Consider the following 20,292-nt stretch of genomic DNA (forward strand, 5'->3'; position numbering starts at 1 on the left):
GAAATTTTTATTATCAATAAGTTAAAAATTCAGGTGGGTATTGCCCCACCTGATACGACTTTTTATTATTTCGGTTCATCAAGTAACAGGATCATAATTAAGCCAATCACCGCACAGATACCAAAGTAAGAGAAAACAGCATCAAACTTACCAGTCATATCTAACAATAGCCCTGCCATCATAGGTGAAACGAAGCCACCTAAGTTTCCTCCACTATTCACAACAGATATCGCAATTGGGTAGTTATTATTATCAGCAACTCCCATTGGATAAGCAGTAAATGCAGGCCAGCCAATATTCAAGAATAAACCAACCGAGAAAAGGGCAAGCGCAACTGCAGTCGTACTTTCAGGAACATTCAACATCACTAACATCATGGCAATCGTCGCTACTGCGGTAAATAGCATCGTAGGTTTACGACGACGACCAAAAACTTTATCAGAAATCCAGCCACCAAAAATCGAACCGATAAACCCACCAACAAATGGCATTGATGCAACAAAGCCCATCTTCATAAATGAAAAGCCTTTTTCATTCACCAGATAAGAAGGTATCCAGGTTAATATTCCATATAAAATACTGACCATCATGAAATAAGAAATGGTATTACACCAAATATTTTTAGATTTAAATATTTGGGAAGCTGAACTTAATGGCGTGACTGATTTAACACGAATAAATTTATCTAGCGTATTAAATTTAGGACTCAGAACAATATTGCCTTCTATTTTCTTTTCTGCAATTTCTGAATTATCGGCACGAATATAATCTAATTCACTTTGTGAAACAAAGCGACTTTCCTCTGGTTTTGTTCTAACAAATAAATACCAAATAATAGCGAGAAAAATACCGGGAATAGCGAACAGAATAAAGACCCAGCGCCATCCATAAGTTAATGCAATCCAAACGACTAATGGTGGAACAATAATCGGAGCAAACATCGTTGAAGCAATATAAACCCCAGTGGCAGTTGCTTTTTCTTTTGCTGGAAACCAATTATTAATTGTCGACGTTAGCCCGACAGGAGTTGGCGCTTCTGCCATACCTAGGCCAAGACGCAACCACTTGATTGCAAAGGCAGATTGGGCTAAGCCAATGAACCAAGTCATGGCGGAGAAACCGAGAATGGATAATGACACCATTCCTCTGATCCCACGTTTTGCCATCCAAAAGCCCGCGGGTATTTGGCATAAAGCATAACCGAGGAAAAACATACTCGCGAGAGATCCCGCTTCTAAATTAGTTAATTTAAACTCATCAGTAATAAAAGGTAGAACCGCACCAATATTACTTCTGTCTGCATAATTTACAGCATAGACGATAAAAATCAGGGCTAATACCACCCAACGATAATTCGTCTTTGGCTTAATCGGATTTGAATTTATCATTATTTTCGCTCCAGAGCAGTTTATTATTTAATACACGTTTTATTACCTGCTTTTTTAAGAATGAAACGATCCCTGCTAATTCATTAAAATTAACATTTAGGAACGTTATTTAATTTAAACTTACTTCAAATAATTTTATTTACTCGACAAGCTATGCATTGTTTCTTTTAATAAAGGATACAGCCCATTGTAAATATTAAACTGCTTGTCATAAGTATCTTGCGTTTTTTTATCTTGATTTGGTGTGAATGTGATATCTTCTGTTTTTATAATCGGTAAATCAGGGTCATTAATGCCACAGAAAAAACCAGCTCCTGTCGCACCAACCATTGCGGCGCCAAAAGCCGCTGCGTCTGCTGTTTGGGCAATATTATATTCAACCTGAAGAATATCCGCTTTAATTTGAGTCCATAACGTATTACGTGATCCTCCCCCTACGCTGAGTAATTCATCTAATATCACTCCCCATTTTTCATTAGCAATATTTAAAATCTGTTTTAAACCATATGCTGTACCTTCAAATGCCGCCCTGACCATATCATCGCGAGTATGATTTAGACGTAAGCCTATCCACGCTCCCGATGCATTAACATCCCAAATAGGGCTACGTTCTCCAGCTAAATAAGGCAGATAAATTAAGCCATTGGCACCAGGTACTGATGATTTTGAAAATATTTCCAACTGTTCATGGTCATTAACTTCCGGCCAAATAGCCTGATTTAACCAACTGAATGTTCCCCCTGTTGTCGACATCGCACCATGGGCCAACCATTGATTGGGGACGATGTGGTACCGGTTCATAAAACGAGGATCAAAATTTGGCTCTTCTAAGCAAAACGTAATGACTCCCGATGTTCCTGTTGATTCAAAAGCCGTTTCAGGGTCAAGTAACCCAACCGCGAATGCTGCAGCGGCGGTATCTGCCGACCCTAAAATAATTGGCGTATTTTCTTTTAATCCCGTTTCTTGAGCGGCATCTTTACTCACTTTACCAACCACAGAGGTGCATTGGTAAATCGGCGGCAAAATATCGTGATTAAACTTCCAATACCTTAATAATTCTTTTGACCACTTAGGAGCTTTCGCCAAAACCACTGCGCCAGAATACGCAGCTTGGGTCGGGTCAATGGCGGCTTTTTGGCTCCCTAACTTTAAAGATAAAAAACTATTAAGTAGCACGACTTTATGAACTTTTTGCATTAATTCCGGCTGTTGTTCTTGTAGCCATCCTAACGTTCCTACCCAACATGCAGACGGACTTGGGCTATTACAAGAAAGCGCCCGAACATGCGTTATATTTTCCCCAAGTGTTTGCTGTATGAAGCCTTCGGAACGCCCATCGAGGTAAGTAATCCCATTTGCGACAGGTTTATTATGTTTATCCAATAAAACCAGCGTTGGGCAAGCAACAGAGAAACTCACAGATACGATATTCTTTACTTGAGAAGTCACTTCTTTAACTGCATCTGCGGTCTTTCTCCAAAAATCATTTAAGTCAATTTCATGATTTTTGGGAGATTTGGAAATAATATTGGTATCACGTGAAGCCTTTGCCAATAATTCTCCATGGAAATTAAACGCACAAACTTTCACACTACTGCTACCTGCATCAATTCCCAAATAGACACTGTCCATCATGCTGCCTCCAACGCCTGCTTTTAATTGTTATGTATAATAATTTTAATCGCGTCACCTTTTTGAGCGGTTGCCATGGCCTCGTTGATCTCATCTAAAACAAATCGGTGAGTCACTAATTTCTCAATATCAATTAAGCCAGAAGAAATCAGTGTCAAAGCTTGTTGGTATCCTTCCCGGCTTAACGCACTGGCTCCCGTAAGAATAAGCTCGTTGTAGTGAATAATATTGACATCAATTTGCGCCATATCATCTTTTGAAAAACCAGCGAACAAGTTAACACGCCCGCCTTTTCTAGCGAGTTCCAACGCAGGATTAACTAATCCAGGGATGCCAATGGCAATAATCACAACATCTGCCCCCACACCTTCCGTCAAGCCTTTTACGACATCCAGTAAGTTTTCTTGCTGGCTATTAACGACGCGTGTTGCACCGCAATTTAACGCAGCCTGTTGGCGCTGTTCATTGAGTTCACTCACAATAATATTTGTCGCACCTGAGAAACGCGCAAGTTGCACGTGCATTAACCCGATAGGCCCCGCACCAATAATGACCACCGTATCACCAAGCTCAATACCCACATTTTTTTGTCCATTGATACAGCAAGCTAACGGCTCAGCTAATGCTGCGGCTTCAAAAGACATCCCTTGCGGTATCTTAAAGACGTTACCCGATGACAAAGCAACCTCTGGTATTCGAACATATTCCGCAAAAGCACCGTCAAATTCATAACCGATTGCTTGGCGGTTTAAACAGACATTTTCTTTACCGATACGACAATAAACACAAGAACGGCATGGCACGACAGGATCAACAGCGATTGCGTCACCGACTTTTAGGTCAGTCACATTTTCACCGACTTCGACAATTTCCCCTGAAAATTCATGTCCTATTACAGAAGGGTAACGCACACCTTTAGTTTTTTTACCTGAAATAATCCGTCCGTCAGTTCCACAAATCGCGGCTGCTTTGACTTTAATAACCACATCGCCTTTACCAACTTGTGGATATTTAACGTCTGCCACTCTAAGTTCATTAGGCGCATACAATACCGCTGCTTTCATTTTTCCTCCCCCATGCATAACAGCTATGAACGTTAGTTATTTGCCACCAGCTTGCTTATATTCCGCGATAGCTTGGTCAACCGAACAATCATCATTAATTAATGCATTCAGAGCCTTAATGACTGCTGTTGGGTTTTCGTGCTGCCATACAAAGCGCCCGTATGTCACACCGCCAACACCAATATCTAATGCTTTACGTGTATTTGTTAGGAAGCTAACAAGATCACTCCCCATATCACCACCAGCTAAAGCAACCATTGCTGGGCAGCTATCAACGACTGATTTAAATGTCTCAGGAGAACCTGACCAAAGTGTTTTGATGATATCGACACCTAGCTCAGCGCCTGCGCGAACACAGTAAGCGAGATTTTTCGCATCAAAACTATCTTCAATCATTGGACCTTTTGGATAAATATGCGCGACTAAAGGCAGTCCCGCGGAAGCAGCGGCTTTTGATACTTGACCTAAAAATGTCAATTGCTGTGCTTGTTCAGGTCCGCCCATAATACAACCGACTGAAATTGCATCTGCTCCTAAACGAATCGCTTCTTCAACGTCAGCAACGGGTGTGTCATAAGCTTCATGGTAAGGTATGGAATAACTTGTCGCTTTCATGATGATAGAAACATCGGAAGCAACATACGGAGGATAAACCTTTTCAATAATACCTTTATGCATCGTAATGGCATCAGGTGCACCCGCAACAACCTGTTTCATGACAGATTTAATATCACCAATTCCCGGTAATACACCACGTGTAATCGGATGATCCATAGTAATCGCAAGAAGGCGGCCAGATTTTTTATTTAATAATCTTTTTAAACGAATTTCTTTTCCTAAAAACATATTAATGACCTCTTTAAATCAATGAGTGAATTAATTAACTAAATTTTGAGGATGGCCAGATAAAAAGGCTTCGATATTGTCCATCATCATGTCTGATAAGGTTTGTATGGCTTCAAAACTAGCCCATGAAATATGAGGGGTAAGAATAAAATTTGATAACTGAGTTAATTTCATCATATAGCTTTCTTTTTCGGGTGGTTCTGAAATACAAACATCAAACCCTGCACCTAATATTTTATTATTTATTAGAGCGCCATATAATGCTTCTTCATTAACGATCCCACCTCGTGCTGTATTAATTAAAATACAAGACGGTTTCATCTGTTCGAATTCTGAAAAGCTAATTAAATCCTTGGTGGATTTGAGTAATGGACAATGAATAGAAATAATATCACTTTTCGCAATAACATCCTCAAATGGTGTATATAGTGGGCCCATATTATTCGTACCTTTGTATGTGGAAAATAACACCTTCATACCAAAAGCTTTTGCGATATCAGCAACTGCCTTACCTAAGACACCATCACCAATAATACCAAGCGTCGACCCAGCTAAATTATTAATTTTATAATCAAAATAACAAAACTGGCCTGATTCTTGCCAACGACCATTTCGTACTGATTGTGCATAGGCTAATAAGCTACGACGTAAGGCTAAAATCAAGGTGAACGTATGCTCAGGCACTGTATTTATTGCATAATTTCTGATGTTAGAAACTAATATATTACGCTCATTACAAGCACCAATATCAATCACATCCGTTCCTGTTGCAGCGACAGAAATGAATTTGAGTTGCTTTGCAGATTCAATAATTTTTTTAGTGATTTTTACTTTATTGGTAATAATAATGTTTGCATTTTTCACTCGCTCAATAATTTCATCTTCCGATGTTTTTCCATATAGTTCTAAACTATATTCTTTATTTATTTTCTTAATATTTATTCCTTCAGGGAAAGTGTCATGATCGAGAAACACGATTTTAACTGTCATTTTTATTACCACCCAATTAATCAACAAAATGAATGTCAATTAGACTTTTTTATTTAATAAAATTATATAATTCGCTTATCAGGAAGGCATTGTAAAAATGACTAGTTTTTAACGTGAAAAATTGAATATAATTGTGCAAATGCACAATTTGTTATGAATTCGATCACAAGAATGTGATGAATAAAAAAATCGGCCACTTAAAACAAGTGACCGATATAAAATAAAGTGAGTTAATAATACAACATTAGAAAAAGGTCGGCATTTCCTCTATAACATCATATTTATCATCAACAAGATAAATCACTTTCCATTTATCAAATGTAATACAGGGATGAGATGTCCCAAATATTAGTATATCGCCAACTTGGAAATCACAATTTTCATCAAAAGATAAAATGGCATGTTGGTCCATTAAACCGACTGTTTTTGCACTATTAGTTTGAAAACAGACTGGCTTATCCTCTCGATATTGCATTAAAGGCTGAGGCAAACCTGCATCAAAGGCGACATCCCTTTTACCAAAATTAACAATCGCTCGTCCTTTCTCAGGCACAGACTGAATTAATGCCACGATTTCCATCGCTGGCATTAAATCGCCATCTAACTGGCAGGCCACACTGTCCCGCATTTTCAATGCGTTCTGGGCTTCATCATAAATACCGTGGTCATGTGTAATATAGCATCCAGGGCGGATCACAAACCGAATAGGTTTAGAAAGATGAAACTCTGCCATCTTTTTACTGACCAGATCATACCAAACTGAACCTGCCCCAGTTATTAATAACTCCCCTGAATAGCGTGCAAATACACCTAAGTTATCCAGTTTTTGACTGGTGGTTAACACTCGCTGTAAAAATTGCTGTATCTCTTCAATATCCTTTTGGGCATCATCGCTATGAATAACGCCTTCGTAGAATTCAATGCCAGCAATCATTAAAGAAGGAAGTTTGGTTAACTCATTTGCCAATGTGATGGCTTCTTCTTCACTTCGACATCCACAGCGTCCACCATTAACCCCTAACTCAATCAGAACATTTATGGTTAAATCTAACGATGAAAAAATGGCAGCCAGCTGTTTTGCATGAATCACATTATCAACACAACAATAAATATTGGCTTGATTTAATTGCACTAGTTCCGCAAGTAATCGAATATTGGTTTTACCCACGACTTGATTAGCAATAATGATATTCTTAACACCTGACTCCACTGCCACCTTGGCTTGATAAGCTGTTCCTACACTTAGCCCCCATGCACCTTGAGCAATTTGTCGTTTAAAAATGGCAGGCGTCATGGTGGTCTTACCGTGTGGAGACAACGAAACATTCGCCACATTCGAATAATGCTGCATCCATGCAATGTTATTCTCCAATTCATTACGCTTTACTACCACCGCTGGTAAACACACATCCTCATGTAGGACATTCACCGAAATACCATCCTGATTTAATATGGCTGACTTATGAACTACGCCCGCCAATGCATTCAGTTTCGTCATTATCTTCCCTCAACTTGCTGGTTACTGACTTTTGGCTGTGTTTTCTCTTTCGTGAGTAATGTTTTCTAGTACTTCTTCACGACTGAGTTTATTCTTTGGTGTTATCAATGTCACAACAACCGCACAGACCAAACTGATGACTAATGCAGGGATTACTGGGTTGCCTAATTTTGCAGACCATTCTGGCGTCAAAATAATCGCTAATGATGTTGAACTTCCCGCAACCAATGCAGCAATACAACCTTGCCAGTTAAAACGATGCCAAAATTTACCCAATAACACGGTCACACACAGGCCTGACATAATCATTGAAATCATTTTTGTAATGTAGCCGATAATGTCATTTGAAGTTAATGCAAAGACAAGTGCTAACAAGATGACGCCAAGTAAGAAGATACGAGATAAATTGATCGCTTTCTCAGGTGGTGGCATCTTACCAGTTACCATCGTATAGATATCACGTAGGATAATAGAAACACCCGCGATAGCATCTGAGCTACCTGATGACATATTGGCAGACATACCTGCAATCAATACCACCATTGCTAATACGTGCGGTAAAGCGTTAGTTGCATATAAGAAAGCAAAGCTGCTGTTTTCTAAATTCGGTTCCATCACATGAGTTGCCATGCCGATAATCGCTGGTAGGAACGAAAAGCCCATATACAGTAAACCTGTAATAATAAAGGACTGACGGATAGCTTTAGTGGATGCCGCTGAATAAATACGTTGGCGATATGACGGTGTCGCTAACACACCAATACCAATTACCACAGCCAATGATATCGCAGGTAAAATGCCTAATTTACCAATACCAAATAAAGTAAAGGCGTCAGGGTCTGTACTCTTAACAACAACATCCCAACCACCGACATAACTTACCGAAGCAACCGCTAGAATGATAAATCCGAGGAATAAAACAATTGATTGCAGTGTATCAATCCATGAAACCGCTTTATAGCCACCAATCCCCACGTAAAAAACAAAGCCAACCGCGATAATGATCTTCGCAACAGTAATATCAATATCTGCCGCCCATGCTAGATATAAGCCGCCTCCAAGAATATGAGCGCCGAGCCAGCCTATCGATGCCAAGAATATTAATAGCGCAACCAAGTTTTTCACTAAACGGCTGCCGCCTGTGTAATAGCAGATCTCTTCACTCATGGTCATAAAGCGATAATTTCTTACTGGTGCAAATAGCCAAGCCGTTAGTAAGATCCCCGTCGCTCCACCAATCCCATACAACATTCCCGCCCAGCCATTGGAATAGCCAAAACTGACTGCACCGATACTCGAGCCCGTTCCCACCATCGTCCCGACGGTTGAACCGAGAGTGAGTAGCATCGGGAGCTTTCTTCCACCAAGAATGAAATCTTCACCCGTTTTTTGATGCCTTGTGACATACCAACCCACAAACATCATCACAAATGCATATAACAAAAACCACATTAAGAAATTATTATGTTCCATAGTAGCCTCTCATCGCCTTAGCAATTAAGATTTGAATTTGCTGTTGAAGCAGGTAATATCCACTTCAACCATACAATCGACGACAAGGTCAGCGACAAAGCACACCCGTGCAGGTGGATTATCTGCAAAGAATTGCTGAAATACTTTATTAAAAGATTGGAAATAGCGCGCATCACTTAATACCACTTTCATATGCACAATATCTTGCGTCGCAAATCCCGCATCTTTCATAATGTTTAAACAATTCTCGATAGCCAATTTAGATTGAGCGATAATTCCGCCATCAATCACTTCCCCGTCAATCATGGGTGTTTGCCCTGAAACATACAGCCATCCGTCAGCTAACACGGCCTTAGCAAAAGGCAAAGATTGCCCGCCAGTACCTTTTGAGCCTTCAATTCCGAATCTTTTAATCATTTTTATCTCTCTTTTATTTATTTCTTTCTAAGAATTTACCTGCTCTATTCCCTGTCATTTCTTTTTTGGTATAGGTCAGAACACCATTAACAAACACATATTCAATACCATCCGCTTTTTGTTTTGGGTCTTGGAACGTGGCTGTTTCATTAATTTTTTTAGGGTCAAATACAACGATATCTGCAAAATAATTTTCTTGGATAAGGCCTCTATCCTTTAAAGAAAAACGTTGTGCTGACATGCCTGTCATTTTGTAAATCGCGGTGGTCATTGGGAAAAGCTGCTCATCACGGCTATAGTGGCTAATAACTCGTGGGAAAGTTCCCCAAAGGCGTGGATGTGGATTAGGGTCACGTGGTAAGCCATCAGAACCCACCATACTGCTTGGATGCTGTAACACACGACGAACATCATCTTCGTGCATTTGGAAATAAATCGCTCCCGCAGGAACAATTTTTTCAGCAACTTGGAAAACATCGCTACTCCACATAGCGGCTATTTCTTTTAATGTCTTACCCGCAACGTCAGGGAATGGTGTCGACCAAGTTATTAGGATGTCATAGTCTTCAGTAACTTGTGTGATATCTAAGTTTGATGAACCCGCACGATATGGGTAACAATCACAATTGATATCCTGCATGGCTTGGTATTTTTCAATGAGGGCAAGCGTTTCTTTTGTGCGTCCCCAGTTTTTTGCACCAGCGCACTTATGGTGGGAAATTTGCACAGGAACTTTTGCATGACGGCCGATATGGAAGGCTTCATGCATCGCATCAATGATACCGTCATATTCAGTTCGCATATGAGTGGTATAAATTCCCTGATGCTCTGCTAATAATTCAGCCAACTCACAAATTTCTTCAGTCGAAGAATTAATTGCGTTACCGTAAGATAAACCAGTGCTTAATCCTAAAGCCCCTTCATCTAACGCACAGGCCAATACTTGCTTCATATGAGCGATATTGTCTTGTGTCGCGGGTTTTAATAAGTCTGTCACACAATTATTTCTTAAGGTTGTATGCCCTATTAACGTCGCAACATTAACGGTTGGCATCACATTATTAATTTTTTGTTTATAACTGGATAAATCAGAAAATTGAAATTCGTTTAACTCACCTAATAAATTAATTGGGTCAGGAACTTCATCCTTTAATGTTGCACACGCTGCACTGATACCACAATTACCAACAATAATTGTCGTTACACCTTGTGATGTTTTTTCAATATATTCAGGCTTATCAATCACAATTAAATCGTCATGAGTATGCACATCAATAAATCCAGGTGATAAAATCAAGCCTGAGCAGTCAATTATTTTTTCAGTATCTTCACTTATATTTTTTGATATTTTAATAATCCGTTCATCTTTAACTGCAATATCACTGACAAACTCGCTTTTACCACTACCATCTATTACAGTGGCATTTTTAAAAACATAATCGTATTTCATTTTAATATCTCTTTAGGATTAATTAGTTTGATTTTTAAATGCGATATATGCAGATATAAATGCTTTCGCTTTTTCTCTGGTTTTCTCTGGTGTTTGGCCTATTTGGTAAAGATCATTTCCCAGTCCTGCACCATGGCAGCCAATACCTAGGTATTCATGCAGATTATTCGGAGTGATGCCTCCTACCGCATAAATAGCAATATTTTTTGGGAGCACTGACATCAGCGATTTCACATAATTAACCCCAAAAGGCGCTGTAGGGAAAATTTTTAAATTAACAGCACCGGCGTCAATCGCGGTAAAAGCTTCTGTTGCTGTTGCACAACCTGGAAATATTTCCATCTTATTTTCAAGAGCAGTAGTGATCACAGAAACGTTAATATTGGGAGTGACAATAATTTTAGCGTTCATTATTGCCAACTTTTCAACATTACTTTTATTGAGTACAGTACCGGCACCAATTTTCAATTTATCTCCATAGTTTTCAATCGCTAATGGAATACTTTTTTCCCACTCGGGAGAGTTAAGAGGAATTTCTATATAATTAAAACCTTCATCTGCAAGGATAGTGATATGTTCTAAAACTTCGTCAGGTTTTATTCCCCGTAATATTGCAATAAGTGGTATTTCATTTTTAGAATTCATAACAATCACCTAATAAAAAACCATTAATAGTATTTATTTGTATTGCATTTCTTTTAATATTGAAATTGCACCCAATCCAGAAAAAGGTTGTTCCTTTTTATCGTCTAATAGGCGTATTTCCCCAGTGAAATAACTATCATTTTTAATTAATTCTTTAAGTGCATCTGCTAAAATAGGTTTTCCACTAATAACGATTTTTATATCGCTAGTAATATTAAGAGCTTGGCTATGTTTTATTGCGAGTAAATCTGACGCCAAAATAGCTCCCAATAAAAAACTTGAGCGTTGGTCAAGTGTCGCTTCCGTAAAAAGGTCTAGTAGCCTCACCGAAAAACAACTTCTCGCAATCCCCACTTGTAGGCTAAGTTCAGCACCTCTGCGTAAATATTCTTTATCTAAATATTGAACAAACTGGTGTTCTAAAGAACTGGCTAAGATAGTCTGGTGCGTTAATGTATCGAAAATTTCCCCTGTCATCGTTGTTGCCAATGCAACCACATTATTATTTTCATCAAGACGTACAAACTTAGAATGTGACCCGGGCAAAATGACTAAGGCTGGGCCAAGATCCGGTTGCTGTGTTAAAATGCCAAAAACTTCAACTTCTTCACCGCGCATTACATCTATACTTTCAATTGAATCAAACGTCATATTTGTCACGTTATTTTTAACGCCTGGTATAAAAATAATCGGCTTTTCACTGATCTCTTTGATAACACAAGGCATTGTGGCCTTAGCAAGTTGCTGCATTGAGACAGGAGTCACTTGGTGAGGTAAGTGACACAGCCCAATTTCGGATGTAATCATACCTGATGCAACGAGCTGATAATTTTCTCTTTCTTCGGCACTCACCCCTGACAACAGCTTATCTAGTACTGTTTTTATCGATTGAATTAACAGCGTTTTATCGCCATTTTTTGCACAATCCCTAATACCAACTTCAACACTTTGTTCACGAACAACCGTGTTATTTTTCCATGCTCTAACTCGGGTATTCGTTGTCCCTGTATCAATGGTCACTATCAACATGTTTATCCCTTTAAAATAACGGAACATCGTTCCTCTTTTAATAACATACATCAAAAATTAGGAATGTCGTTCCGATTTCGTAAGAATAACGACAGCGATCACAATCAAAAAGTCAAACTCAATGAAGATCAATACATTACGTACTGCATGTTTTTTCAGAGAAAAAGGTAACATCGAGGTAAAAATGGAACGACGTTTAAAAAATGAGTACAATGAGAGGGCTTAGCGTGAGTGAGGAACCTACGATGACGAAAGAAAGTCAAGCAAACTCGTCGAATATCGACAGAGTACTGACCATACTTGAAGAGATTAGTAACCATTCTGACGGAATTTCTTTGGCCGAATTGGTCAAAAATACGGAGATTCCAAAAACCACGGCTTTTCGTGTATTAGAAACACTAAAAGAGCGTCAATATGTCAGCTTAGACCATCTTACAGAACGCTATAACCTTGACTTAAAAAGCCTCGAATTAGGCATTAAAGGCTTAATGAATGTTAATTTAGTTGAAGTTTCAATCCCTTATTTAAAAACGTTGTCGAGTTCAACGTTTGAAACTTGCTTTTTAGGGGTTTATAACAGTGGCCATGTGGTCTACCTCTATAAAAGTGAAGGAACGCTATCCATTCAAACCTCCGCAAAACTGGGTGCTCGACTACCCGCTTATTGTACTGGTATAGGGAAAGCTTTATTAGCCTTCCAGCCGTTAGAAGAAATTGATGCTGTACTAGATAAACCATTAACCAAATACACTGAAAAAACAGTTATCGATCGCATGAAACTGTATGAAGTTTTGGCTGATATTCGTTTAAAAGGCTTTTCTTTAGATGATGAAGAAAATGAAGAAGGGCTCACCTGTGTGGCAAGGCCGATATTTAATTATACCGGTAATATTATCGGCGCGATTAGTGTCGCTGGGCCGACTCACAGAATGGTTTCCAAAATAGACCGTGTTAATGAAGAACTTGCCCACGTTTGCTTACTGATTTCCCGCCGCCTTGGCTATATTGAGCCAACCAACACTAAATAAAACAAAAAACCCCATCTCCTATGAGATGGGGCGCCAAAATAGCAATATTTGTTGTTTACACAAGAACAAGTTGTACAAAAGCAATGTATTGGCCCACCTCCTTGTGGAACCCAAACCTAATGGCGATTTCTCACCAATTGATACCGACGAGTCAGGTATTCGATAGGTGCACTCCAAATGTGCACTAAACGGCAGAATGGGAAGAGTAAAAATATCGTCATCCCCAACACAATATGCAGTTTAAAAACAATGCCAACCCCTTCAAGGTAATTGGATGCCCCCCAATGGAATGTCACAATAGACTGTGCCCATCCCACTAATTTCAACATTTCGCTACCATCCATATGTTGTGCTGAGAATGGAATGGTAAGTAACCCTAAGCAAACTTGCACCACTAGCAAGGTTAAGATCATGATGTCACCAAAGGATGAAGTTGCTCTCACTCGTGGGTTTGTCAGGCGGCGCTTCAATAGCATCGCGCCACCAATTAACATCATCACACCTGCTGATCCCCCACCAATCATCGCCATTAACTGCTTAATGTGCATTGGCAGAAAAGATTCATACATCCAATGAGGCGTTAACATACCTAAAAAGTGCCCGACAAAAATCCCAATAATCCCCAAATGGAATAAGTTTGATGCCAAACGCATGTTCTTTTTATCCAACATTTGGCTGGAACCCGCTCGCCACGTGTATTGCCCGTAATCGTAACGTAACCAACTACCGACAATAAATACCGTCCCAGCGATATAGGGGTAAATATCGAAGAAAAATTGATTGATAAAATTCATTTTTGAACTCCTACATGGCTGCCCACACTGAGATCCAAATACTGTGGTACCACCGCATTGGCGAAGCGATGTTGATGCGCTGCAACTTCGCTACCACATGTTTTTTCATCGGCAAAAAATTTCACTTGCTCCTCTTCCCAAACTGCATCTAGCGCCTCTGGGGTATCATCCCGTACTTCGGTTGCTACTTGTTTGCTTAATTGCTCCGCAGCAATGTCGCTATGGGAAAGCTCAAGTAAAAAATCAAATAAAACAGAGAAACGGCTTTCTCGCTGTTTCAACCTTTCCCCTAACAGCGCTAAAATTGGCGCAATATCCTGTAGCCCCTCGATAGTTTCATCGGTCGGTAATGCCGTGAGGTATTCCAAATAAATGGGCAAATGATCGGGTAATTCACGGCAATCAATTTGCAAACCCTGTTGCTGATATTGAGCCATTAAATCAACCATCGCTTGCCCTCGGTCTCGGGATTCGCCATGTACATGCTCAAATAGCAATAATGATGTCGCGCGCCCTCTATCAAACAGTTCACAATATTGCGCCTGCATATCAAGTAAGTCTTCGTTGAGATACTCACGCACAAACACCATCAGTTGAACAGCCCGTGTGACAGGCAGCTCATCAGCCTGTTCTAGCACTTCAATGAGCTCATCACGATGTAACCAAAGCGCTTCCGAAGGGTATTCCAATAACCGAGAAATCACTTTTAGTGTCATCATAGTGCTTTCTCCTGATTATTTTTTGGTGTGATATCAATGGCGTCAATGCGCCTGCTATTAAATAAATTCGCTTTGCTATCGCTGCCATGGCAACCATCACCAAAACTAAAGCCACAAGCTTTCGCTTCAGGGAATGCTTCACGCGCCAATTCTCGATGACTGGATGGAATGACAAAACGGTCTTCATAGTTAGCAATGGCTAAATAGCGGTACATTTCTTGTGCCTGAGCTTGTGTTAAGCCGACTTGCTCTAATGCACTGGTATCACATTGGTTTTCCACTGTTTCTGCCCGTTTGAAATGGCGCATCGCTAACATACGTTTTAACGCCAATAACACCGGTTCGGTATCTCCTGCGGTTAACAAATTCGCAAGGTATTGCACTGGAATGCGTAAACTTTCGACATCCGGCAATACACCTTTATTAGCTAATAGCCCTGAATCCGCCACTGACTGGATCGGTGACAAAGGTGGTACATACCACACCATTGGTAACGTGCGGTATTCAGGGTGTAATGGCAGAGCTAAGCGCCATTCCATCGCCATTTTGTACACTGGGGATTTCTGTGCCGCATCGATCACACTTAATGGGATCCCTTGTTTTTGCGCTTCTTCAATCACTTTTGGATCATGGGGATCAAGGAAAACATCAAGTTGGCTCTGGTAAAGGTCGGTTTCCTTTTCGACACTGGCAGCTGACTCAATTTTATCGGCGTCATACAGCAATACCCCTAAATAGCGGATACGACCAACACAGGTTTCAGAGCAAACCGTTGGCATGCCTGACTCAATACGTGGGTAACAGAAAATACATTTTTCTGATTTACCGCTTTTCCAATTGAAATAGATTTTTTTATACGGGCAACCAGTTAAGCACATACGCCAGCCACGGCATTTATCTTGGTCAATCAAAACAATACCGTCTTCTGAGCGCTTATAAATTGCACCACTTGGGCAGGTCGCGACACAAGCTGGGTTTAAACAATGTTCACACAGGCGTGGCAAATACATCATGAACGTATTTTCAAACTGCCCATACATCTCTTTCTGAATATGTTCAAAGTTTTTATCTTGGGCTCGTTTGGCGAATTCACCGCCTAAATCATCTTCCCAGTTTGGTCCCATTTTCACGTTACTCATTCGCTCACCAGTAATTAATGAACGAGGGCGTGCTGTCGGTACGTGCTTACCTTCTTTAGCATTTTTTAAATGGCCGTAGTCATAATTAAACGGCTCATAATAATCATCCAAAGCAGGTACATCTGGGTTAGCGAAGATTTTTGATAAAACGCCAACTTTGTTCCCCATACGTGGAACCAATTTACCCTTAATGGTGCGGATCCAGCCTCCTTTCCATTTTTCTTGGTCTTCCCAATTATGGGGGTAACCAATACCTGGTTTGGTTTCGACGTTATTAAACCATGCGTATTCTACCCCTTCGCGGCTAGTCCACACGTTTTTACAGGTCACTGAGCAAGTGTGACAACCAATACATTTATCAAGGTTTAGCACCATGCCGACTTGAGAACGAATTTTCATTATGCTTTCTCCTTTCCGCTCAAGGTCTGCTGGTAGGCATCACCTTCACCATCCAGCCAGTCAACCTGTTTCATTTTGCGAACAACCACAAATTCATCACGATTAGAACCTACGGTTCCGTAATAATTGAAGCTATAGGCAAGGTGCGCATAGCCACCGATCATATGCGTAGGTTTCGGGCAAACACGCGTGACCGAATTATGAATTCCGCCACGTTGAGCCGTAACTTCAGAGCCTGGTAAGTTGATCAGTCGTTCTTGGGCGTGGTACATCATGATCATGCCATCAGGAATACGTTGGCTAACGATCGCTTTAGCGGTTAATGCACCATTACTGTTAAAAGCTTCAACCCAATCGTTATCTTCAACACCCAGTTCGCGGGCATCTTCTTCGCTAAGCCAAACAACTGGACCACCGCGGCCTAACGTCAACATTAATAAGTTGTCGCTGTAAGTAGAGTGGATCCCCCATTTTTGGTGCGGTGTTAAAAAGTTCAGTGCTTTTTCAGGAAATCCATTCGATTTTTTCCCCATAAGAGGCTGAGCCGCTCGAGTGTCAATCGGTGGGCGATATACCACAAGGCTTTCCCCAAAGGCGCGCATCCATTCGTGATCTTGATACAATTGCTGACGACCACTGAGCGTCCGCCATGGGATCATTTCATGCACGTTGGTGTAACAGGCATTGTAGGAAACATGTTCATCTTCCAACCCTGACCATGTAGGGCTTGAGATAATTTTACGCGGCTGCGCAACAATATCGCGAAAACGGATTTTTTCGTCTTCTTTATAACGAGCAAGATGAGTATGGTCGCGGCCCGTTACTTTGCTTAACGCATCCCATGCTTTTACTGCCACTTGCCCATTGGTTTCAGGTGCAAGTGTTAAAATGACTTCCGCGGCATCAATTGCCGTTTCAATTTTTGGCCGCCCAGCATTGGTACCGTCAGGCTGGGTTTTATTGAGTTTTTTCAAGAAATCAATTTCATCTTGTGTATTCCAATTGATCCCTTTACCACCATTACCCAATTTATCCATCAATGGGCCAAGAGAGGTAAAACGTGCATAAGTATTTGGGTAGTCACGCTCAACACAGATAATATGCGGCGCTGTTTTCCCTGGAATAAGCTCGCATTGCCCTTTTTTCCAATCTCTAACATCAAAAGGCTGTGCCATCTCGGCTGCACTATCATGTTGAATCGGCAGCGTCACCACATCCGTTTCTTTGCCTAAGTGCCCAACGCTGACCTCAGAAAATGCTTTGGCAATCCCCTTATAAATTTCCCAATCGCTTTTGGATTCCCAAGCTGGGTCAACTGCAGCTGATAATGGGTGAATAAATGGATGCATATCCGAGGTATTCATATCGTCTTTTTCATACCAAGTAGCAGTCGGTAAAATAACGTCCGAGAACAGGCAGGTGCTCGACATTCTGAAGTCGAGAGTCACCACTAAGTCAACTTTCCCTTCTGCCGCTTTATCTTGCCATTCCACTTCTTCTGGTTTGACGCCGCCTTGTTGACCTAAGTCTTTGCCTTGAATACCATTTTCAGTTCCTAATAAGTATTTCAGTAAGTATTCATGGCCTTTCCCTGCGGAACCCAATAAATTTGAACGCCAAATAAACAGATTTCGTGGGAAATTTTGAGGGTCATCAGGTTGCTCTGAAGCAAAGCGAATATTCCCTTCTTTCAACTGCTTAACAGTATAGTCAGTGGGTGACATCCCTTCACTTTGAGCATTCTTCGCAATATTTAATGGGTTGACATTTAATTGTGGTGCTGACGGCAGCCACCCCATGCGTTCTGCACGTACATTCATATCAACCAAACTGCCGCTAAAGGCTTGCTTATCGGCTAGAGGCGATAACAACTCTTCTGTTGCGACTGTTTCATAACGCCATTGGCTTGAATGGTTATAAAAGAAAGATGTGCTATTCATATGGCGAGGTGGGCGCTGCCAGTCCAAACCAAAGGCTAAAGGTAACCAACCCGTTTGTGGCCGCAATTTCTCTTGCCCAACATAATGAGACCAGCCGCCGCCGCTTTGCCCAACGCAACCACAGAAAATCAACATATTGATAATCGCACGATAGGTCATATCCATGTGATACCAGTGGTTAATCCCTGCGCCAACAATCACCATAGAACGGCCATGGGTTTTCTCTGCGGTATCGGCAAACTCACGCGCTATGCGAATAATATTTTGGCGGCTAACCCCAGTGACTTTTTCCGCCCACGCAGGTGAATACGCTTTCATATCATCGTAATCAACCGCACAGTTTTCATCACCAAAACCACGGTCAATACCGTAGTTCGCTAGCATTAAATCATAAACACTAGTAACCAATGATTCGCTACCATCAGCTAACTGAATACGTTTAGCGGGCAGTTTATGTAATAAAACATCTTTAAGTTCAACATGCTGGAAGTGCTCACTTTCTAAGCCACCAAAGTAAGGAAAACCAACATCGACAAATTCATCATGGCTGTCTGCCAAGCTGAGTTTCATTTTAATGTTATGTGCATCTTGTCCAGCACGCGGTTCTAAATTCCATTTTTGGCCGCCATCCCAACGGAATCCCATTGAACCTTGTGGAGCACATAATTCGCCTGTCTCTTCATCAATCGCAATAGTTTTCCATTCGGCATTTTTTTCTTCGCCTAATGAATTATGTAAATCAGATGCCCGTAGCATGCGGCCTGCGGCATAAGAACCATCTTCACGCTTATCTAGCATGACAAGCATCGGCATATCGGTATAAGTGCGCACATATTCACGGAAGTATTCCGCTTCACGTTTTACATGGAATTCATTGAGGATCACATGCCCCATCGCCATTGCCATGGCGCTATCCGTTCCTTGTTTCGGGTTCAACCAATGGTCACATAATTTGGCAATTTCCGCGTAGTCTGGCGTCACCGCGACCGTTTTCGTCCCTTTATAACGCACTTCTGCAAAAAAGTGTGCGTCTGGCGTACGCGTTTGCGGTACGTTAGAACCCCAAGCAATAATATAAGACGAGTTGTACCAATCCGCTGATTCAGGTACGTCAGTTTGTTCGCCCCACGTCATGGGTGACGCAGGTGGCAAGTCACAATACCAGTCATAAAAACTTAAGCATGAGCCACCAATTAACGATAAATAGCGAGCACCCGAGGCGTAGGAAACCATCGACATCGCGGGAATTGGTGAAAAGCCAACAATGCGGTCAGGACCAAATTCTTTAATCGTCGCGACGTTCGCTGCCGCAATCAGTTCATTCACCTCCTGCCAGCTTGAGCGAACAAAACCGCCACGACCACGAGCTTGTTTATAGCTTTGTGCCTTCTGTGGGTCATTGATAATAGATAGCCACGCTGCAACAGGGTCTTGCTGCTCCGCTTTTGCTTCACGCCATAGTTTAAGTAAGCGCTTACGCATCATTGGGTATTTAACACGGTTTGCGCTATATAAATACCAAGAGTAACTCGCACCACGAGGGCATCCTCTCGGCTCATGATCAGGTAAATCTGGGCGAGTTCGTGGGTAATCCGTCTGTTGAGTTTCCCAAGTCACTAACCCATTTTTGACATAAATCTTCCAGCTACAAGAGCCCGTACAATTGACACCATGGGTGGAACGCACGACTTTGTCATGCTGCCAGCGGCTACGATAACCATCTTCCCAATCACGGTTTACATTTAACTCTTGCCCGTGATCACCTGAAAAGGTTTCGCCCAACTGCTTAAAATACCGAAATCTATCTAAAAACTTGCTCATCGGATTGCCTCCAAAGA

At 41.1% G+C, this 20,292-nt stretch carries 16 protein-coding genes; 1 reads left to right on the top strand and 15 read right to left on the bottom strand.

Translation table 11 applies throughout. From position 1 onward, the window contains the following. Positions 1 to 65: 65 nt before the first annotated feature. From FVA72_RS18850 to FVA72_RS18900, 11 genes are all read right to left on the bottom strand, one after another. On the bottom strand, positions 66 to 1,388 hold the full coding sequence (locus FVA72_RS18850; RefSeq protein WP_004259309.1) for an MFS transporter: 1,323 nt from the start codon (positions 1,386 to 1,388) through the stop codon (positions 66 to 68). A gap of 135 nt (positions 1,389 to 1,523) precedes the next feature. Beyond that, positions 1,524 to 3,026: a xylulokinase gene (locus tag FVA72_RS18855; RefSeq protein WP_110591139.1), complete on the bottom strand. Its 1,503-nt coding sequence runs from the start codon at positions 3,024 to 3,026 to the stop codon at positions 1,524 to 1,526. 20 nt (positions 3,027 to 3,046) lie between these two features. Then, positions 3,047 to 4,087, bottom strand: a complete 1,041-nt coding sequence (locus FVA72_RS18860; protein WP_036958064.1) for a zinc-dependent dehydrogenase — start codon at positions 4,085 to 4,087, stop codon at positions 3,047 to 3,049. A gap of 36 nt (positions 4,088 to 4,123) precedes the next feature. Further along, positions 4,124 to 4,933 (bottom strand): class I fructose-bisphosphate aldolase, encoded by an 810-nt coding sequence (locus FVA72_RS18865; RefSeq protein ID WP_004259316.1) that lies wholly within the window; start codon positions 4,931 to 4,933, stop codon positions 4,124 to 4,126. 30 nt (positions 4,934 to 4,963) lie between these two features. Then, the gene (locus FVA72_RS18870; protein WP_096864453.1) at positions 4,964 to 5,923 is read right to left on the bottom strand and encodes a D-2-hydroxyacid dehydrogenase; all 960 of its coding nucleotides are present in this window, start codon (positions 5,921 to 5,923) and stop codon (positions 4,964 to 4,966) included. A 244-nt stretch (positions 5,924 to 6,167) separates the two neighbouring features. After that, positions 6,168 to 7,421, bottom strand: coding sequence for an amino acid deaminase (locus FVA72_RS18875; RefSeq protein WP_110591138.1), 1,254 nt, complete (start codon positions 7,419 to 7,421; stop codon positions 6,168 to 6,170). Between the two features lie 21 nt (positions 7,422 to 7,442). Next, complete coding sequence (locus FVA72_RS18880; protein ID WP_004259327.1) at positions 7,443 to 8,894, bottom strand: sodium:solute symporter family protein; 1,452 nt, start codon at positions 8,892 to 8,894, stop codon at positions 7,443 to 7,445. A gap of 24 nt (positions 8,895 to 8,918) precedes the next feature. After that, entirely contained in the window at positions 8,919 to 9,311 is a 393-nt protein-coding gene (locus FVA72_RS18885) for a RidA family protein (RefSeq protein WP_004259329.1), read from the bottom strand. A 13-nt stretch (positions 9,312 to 9,324) separates the two neighbouring features. Beyond that, complete coding sequence (locus FVA72_RS18890) at positions 9,325 to 10,761, bottom strand: N-acyl-D-amino-acid deacylase family protein (protein WP_110591137.1); 1,437 nt, start codon at positions 10,759 to 10,761, stop codon at positions 9,325 to 9,327. 18 nt (positions 10,762 to 10,779) lie between these two features. Then, complete coding sequence (locus FVA72_RS18895) at positions 10,780 to 11,406, bottom strand: 2-dehydro-3-deoxy-6-phosphogalactonate aldolase (protein ID WP_110591136.1); 627 nt, start codon at positions 11,404 to 11,406, stop codon at positions 10,780 to 10,782. 33 nt (positions 11,407 to 11,439) lie between these two features. Further along, positions 11,440 to 12,462 carry a 2-dehydro-3-deoxygalactonokinase gene (locus FVA72_RS18900; protein WP_165119768.1) on the bottom strand — a complete coding sequence of 341 codons (1,023 nt, stop codon included), beginning with the start codon at positions 12,460 to 12,462 and terminating at the stop codon, positions 11,440 to 11,442. Between the two features lie 218 nt (positions 12,463 to 12,680). On the opposite strand from FVA72_RS18900, the gene FVA72_RS18905 reads away from it, so the two are divergent. Continuing rightward, positions 12,681 to 13,463, top strand: a complete 783-nt coding sequence (locus FVA72_RS18905) for an IclR family transcriptional regulator (protein ID WP_228677404.1) — start codon at positions 12,681 to 12,683, stop codon at positions 13,461 to 13,463. Positions 13,464 to 13,579: 116 nt separating this feature from the next. Here FVA72_RS18905 and narI read toward each other — a convergent pair whose 3' ends face one another. Genes narI through FVA72_RS18925 form a run of 4 tightly spaced genes read right to left on the bottom strand, consistent with a single transcriptional unit; the run spans position 13,580 to position 20,275 of the window. After that, complete coding sequence (gene narI / locus FVA72_RS18910; protein WP_004259342.1) at positions 13,580 to 14,257, bottom strand: respiratory nitrate reductase subunit gamma; 678 nt, start codon at positions 14,255 to 14,257, stop codon at positions 13,580 to 13,582. Beyond that, on the bottom strand, positions 14,254 to 14,976 hold the full coding sequence (narJ, locus tag FVA72_RS18915) for a nitrate reductase molybdenum cofactor assembly chaperone (protein WP_110591134.1): 723 nt from the start codon (positions 14,974 to 14,976) through the stop codon (positions 14,254 to 14,256). Before narJ ends, narI begins: the two co-directional genes overlap by 4 nt. Continuing rightward, positions 14,973 to 16,514: a nitrate reductase subunit beta gene (gene narH, locus FVA72_RS18920; RefSeq protein WP_004259350.1), complete on the bottom strand. Its 1,542-nt coding sequence runs from the start codon at positions 16,512 to 16,514 to the stop codon at positions 14,973 to 14,975. The genes narJ and narH overlap by 4 nt, the downstream gene beginning before the upstream one ends. Then, entirely contained in the window at positions 16,514 to 20,275 is a 3,762-nt protein-coding gene (locus tag FVA72_RS18925) for a nitrate reductase subunit alpha (RefSeq protein WP_137019289.1), read from the bottom strand. The genes narH and FVA72_RS18925 overlap by 1 nt, the downstream gene beginning before the upstream one ends. Between the last annotated feature and the right edge of the window lie 17 nt (positions 20,276 to 20,292).

Origin of the sequence: Providencia sp. PROV061, from assembly GCF_011045655.1 — a bacterium.
Taxonomy (GTDB): Bacteria; Pseudomonadota; Gammaproteobacteria; order Enterobacterales; family Enterobacteriaceae; genus Providencia; species Providencia hangzhouensis.